Raw genomic sequence first — 4,482 nt, 5'->3', positions numbered from 1 at the left:
CCGAATAGGTGTACTGCACATCCATGTTCACCACCCCGGAGTACCTGGTGGTGGTCCGGGTCAACTGTACCAGGCTGTTGTACTGAAACGTGTTCAGCCGGTTCGTTCCCACATCCTGCATCTGCTGCATCTCCCCGGCGGGCCCGTACTGCACGTTGTTGACCAGCGTGGCCGAGGTGTCCTCCTGCGTCATCCCCGCCGCCCGGCCCAAGTTGTCGTAGCTGTAGTCGTACACCGGCCTCGGCACGCGTTTCCAGCCGCCGAGACCGTCCTGCACCGTGGTCGATGGGTACGACACCGAGGTGACTTGGCCTTCGTTGTTGTAGGTGTACGCCAGCGCCCCCCAGGTGTAGCCGGACAGTCCACCGCTCGTGACCCCCACCTGCTTGCTGGTGAGCAGACCCGCCGAGGTGTACCCGTAAATCTCCGTCACGTGCCCGTTCGCGGCCGCCGCCAGCCGCCCCCAGGTGTTCGGCCCGCTGCCCGCATAGTTGTTGTCGTAGTACAGGTTCACTTGCTGGGCGGTGTCTTCATTGGTCCCGTTCGGATAGTGCCGGATCTGCGTCAGCCGCCCGTAGGTGTCGTAGCTGTAGGCCGTCTTCTGGCCTTTGGCATCCAGCCGCGTGGCCATGCTTCCGTCCGCATTGTAAGTGTAGCTCACCGTGCCGTTCTCCGGGTTGGTGGCGGAGAGCAGGCGCTGGGTGGCCCTATCGTAGTTGAACCGATAGTTAGCGCGGCGCGGGCAATCGGAGGCCAAACCCGTCCGTTGTCAACGTGGTGGTGAGCACCTTCCCGTCTGGCTGCCGGCAGAAAATCATGAGATTAAAACGCACAGTCGGTTCGTTGCCCAGCCCGGCTAGCTGCTTGTTCAGAAGGAGAAGTCCGCTCGGCACATCTGCGAATTCTGCTGCTCCACCAGGCGGGAGCGATGTGCATGATTCGTATTTGATGGTGCCAGCGTCATACCAACTGGACTGGACAACGTGTGTCCAGCTCCCATCGGGCTGCTTGGCTTGAACGCCAAGCACCGCTACGCGAGTCGTTCCGCGGTCACCGGTCTCGGACTTCGGAAGGTTCACCGGCCCTCCCGACCGGTTCGTAAGCCGAACATCAAACTTCAATTTGAAAGCAGCTACATCCGGATCGTCTGCACGATAGGGAGTAGCCAGCGCATGTTGAACCTCGGCCCGAACGGGTTGATCGGAGCTCAAGGCCGGGACGGCTCCGAACAAAGCAGCGGCCGTCAAAACGCGGCAAAGGACAGCAATTTTCCGTTGCATCAGTGATAGACCCCCTGCGCGTCCCTCTTATAACAGTGATCCAACACGGCGTGCGAGTTCGCTCCGTTCGCAGCGGCATCGACGTCGGCTCCGAACATCCCCATTTGGTGCCCCAGTTCATGGAGCAGCATGAATCCCTGAAACGCCGACATGTTGGCGAATGTAAACGACGTCTGGACGCCAGCCGCGTTGGGCATTCCAACGGTCACAGTGCCGTTAGCATTGAGCGCTGCGTTGAAGAATGTGCCGGTCGTGTTGATCATTACGTCGGTCAAGTCGATTGTCTGGGCGCCGGTACCCGGCCCCTGCGGTAGCACTACCAGTCGATACAGCGTGCTCTCCAGAACGTTGGCAACCGCGAGGGAGGGGTCTTCGTCACCGCCGGCATAGAAAGTGGCACAATCGACCTGATCCGTGTGACTGAGAGCATTGTTCAGCCCATTGGTTAGTGCCCGCATTTGCGCTGGGGTGTAGTTGTTCCCTGCTGGCACCTTGGGTTGGACCTGAACGAAGCCACCACCGCCGCCTCCGCTGCCAAGAAATTGCGGGTATTGGCTTTTGAACATGTCCAGCTTGTCCCAAGGTGTTGGAATGTAGGTGTAGCCGTTGTCACCCGGGGCGGCACCGCCTTGCGCACCCGTGAGAAGTTCAGTGACCGTGACAGAATAGCACGGCGGGTCGTCATTCGGAGAGCAGAACCCCGACGGATCGGTCTTATTTATTGGATCTCCCCCAACATAGGCTTATTTGTTCCAATTCTGCGGTATTACAAGCGCATCACTTGACAGGGATGGGCGGGGTATACGACGGCAGTCAATGTCTCCGCAGGGCAGGCCGCAAGACCCGCCCTCGCGACCGCGAAGAGAATGATCGCCCGCTGGAGCGCGCTATCTGAAGCGGTCCAAGAGGCCAAGGATGTTGCTCCCATAGTCGTTTCGGAACTTTCCAGTCTTGCCGATCGTCGCTGTGTGATAGTCCGGAGACTGTCCTGCCTCATACCGGTTGATCTGTCCTCGCGCACCTGTATCTCAAGATACCGCTAACATCCACTGCGCATTGTCGGAGGAGAGCCCCGGAATCGCGGCGGCTATAGCGCTCGTTGCGGTGGTGAGGTTGCCCACACCCCAAGCCGCAGCTGACGCCAAGTTGCTAGCTGCGTCGACGCTCACCCCGGATGTCTTGCTGACTGTGATTTGAAATATCCCGACTCCGACCCCGGCACCATCTGCCTCATTCTTATTGACAGAACATAAAGCGAATCCTCGATCGCCATCACGGAGTCCAGTGCTGTGAATGTGAAGTAACCATCACCTGGCCAGGATATTCGTACACAAAATCCGTCATGGGAGCAAAAACCGCTTCTCCTTCCAGCTTGAAGACGTATAGGAAATCGATTTCTCCGCCCATTGGTTGGCGTTCGCCCCGGAGCGCCGCAAACTTCCACAATCTCATATTCTCCTGAGCCGCCTTCGCCAGTACGGGTGGGCCTGAAATGACTCGGACCTCCACTACGGCTCCGCTCGCATCCAAGCTGACTCGCAGGCTTACTTTGCCGGCAATGCGAGCCTGAAGCCCTAAAATGGGGTACCTCAAGGCAGGGATCCGCGTCGGAATCCACGGGCTGTCATCGGCACCAAGCAGTACCGCAGCCGCCAGAACGATTATGACAAGTAGCGCTCTCATCTTGTACTAAACTGCCTCAGAGTCTTGTCGCAATTCTGCTCGATCAGCTTGTCGTTGTCTTTCCCAGCTTTCTTGTTGTTTAAGTCCGGCTGGAAATCTCTCGCGTTAAGCGCATGAGCGAGCTCGTGCAGCAGAATAAACGTCTGCGCCCTCGCACTGCCGCCAGTAAGCTTGCCTTGGTCGATGGTGAAGTCGCTGGAGAAAAATGCACTCCCGTCGTTGATGACAATCGCAGCATCGCCTGGCGACAGCGACGTCCCACCTGAGCCGGTGAACGCCGCGATGCTAGTATCAAAATTCGCCACCCCCAGCAGTTCGTTCGAGAGCAGATCAGAAACGTATGATCCGAGGTTGTTGCCCTTGCTCTGTAAGAACTTCAGGCAATCCGTGTCGATATCTCGGACGACATCATCCAGCCGGTTCTGAACCTTGTCGAAGTCGGCCCCGCTCTTCTGGAGGCGAGTCACCTGGAGAGTGCTGGCTTCGCCCCCGCCACCTCCGCCACCACCTCCGCGGCCGGCCCCCCGTGACCAGGAAATGAAGCCACACGAGTATCTGAAGCCAGGGCTGTCTTCACTCCCGCCTTCCCCAAGAATCCAGCCGCAGGAGACAACCCGATTCTGACCTGAAAGATCGTGAAAATTGACGGGATCGTTTCCGACGTAAGCGTACCGGTTCCAACTCCCCGGGTCCGCAGGATCACCGGGTTCGCCTGTATTGCTTTTATATGGATCCGGCGACACAAACCGCCCGATGATACTCGAATAGTACCGGTTCACCGCATAATCCAGCCCCGTCGCCCCGTCCCGCACATAGGTCGCAAACCGCACGTCATCTTCCGCCGTAGTCGTCTCCTGCTCGCCGTACGGATAATACGACGTCACTCGCACCGAGCCCAACCGGTCCGTCGCCACCCCCAAGCGCCGCCCCGCGAAGTACACCGGCGGGGTGCCTCTCAATTGCCCCGCGTATGGTCCTACCTGGTACGGCGACCGCTCCCCCTTCACCCCGTAGAAGTACATGGTCTCGGTCCCGTCCGCCGCCTTCCGGTACACCCGCTTGCCGTCCGGTGCGTAGTAGTACGTCTCCACTCCGCCCCCCACTGTGGCGGTCGCGACCCGGTTCTCCACATCGTAGGCCAGCGTCGTCCCGTTCGGCAGCCAGGTGATGTTCCCGTTCCCGTCGTGGATGTAGCCGTTGATGCGGTTCGTCGCTGAGTCGTAACTCGCATATTCCGCCGGCGCCGTCCCCTTCGTCACCTGCTGCGACCGCCGGTTCCCGAAACCGTCATAGGTGAACGTCAGCCCCCACTGCGGCCCTACCGTGGACGCCGAGACCAGCCGCTGCAAGCTGTCGTACTGATAGGCCACCTGCTCGCCCGTCACATTGTCCTGCGACTGGGTGACCTGCCCGTTGTTCTGCGTCGCCGAATAGGTGTACTGCACATCCATGTTCCAATCAACGGCCAGAAGAACTCCCACACAGAAACGTCAAAGCTAAATGGAGTCTTCTGGAGCAC

4 protein-coding genes are annotated in these 4,482 nt (G+C 59.3%); all 4 read right to left on the bottom strand.

The features are described from left to right. Positions 1-757, bottom strand: a 757-nt coding sequence (locus tag LAN64_20525; GenBank protein ID MBZ5570212.1) for a hypothetical protein, incomplete at its 3' end; no start/stop codon positions are given. 522 nt (positions 758-1,279) lie between these two features. Then, positions 1,280-1,846 carry a hypothetical protein gene (locus tag LAN64_20520; GenBank protein ID MBZ5570211.1) on the bottom strand — a complete coding sequence of 189 codons (567 nt, stop codon included), beginning with the start codon at positions 1,844-1,846 and terminating at the stop codon, positions 1,280-1,282. Between the two features lie 706 nt (positions 1,847-2,552). Beyond that, positions 2,553-2,963, bottom strand: a complete 411-nt coding sequence (locus LAN64_20515; GenBank protein ID MBZ5570210.1) for an energy transducer TonB — start codon at positions 2,961-2,963, stop codon at positions 2,553-2,555. After that, positions 2,960-4,444 carry a hypothetical protein gene (locus LAN64_20510; protein MBZ5570209.1) on the bottom strand — a complete coding sequence of 495 codons (1,485 nt, stop codon included), beginning with the start codon at positions 4,442-4,444 and terminating at the stop codon, positions 2,960-2,962. The genes LAN64_20515 and LAN64_20510 overlap by 4 nt, the downstream gene beginning before the upstream one ends. Between the last annotated feature and the right edge of the window lie 38 nt (positions 4,445-4,482).

The organism is Terriglobia bacterium, assembly GCA_020073185.1.
Lineage (GTDB): Bacteria > Acidobacteriota > Terriglobia > Terriglobales > Acidobacteriaceae > JAIQGF01.
The sequence above is the reverse complement of the archived record's forward strand: the minus strand, read 5'-3'. Positions and strand labels throughout refer to the sequence as shown.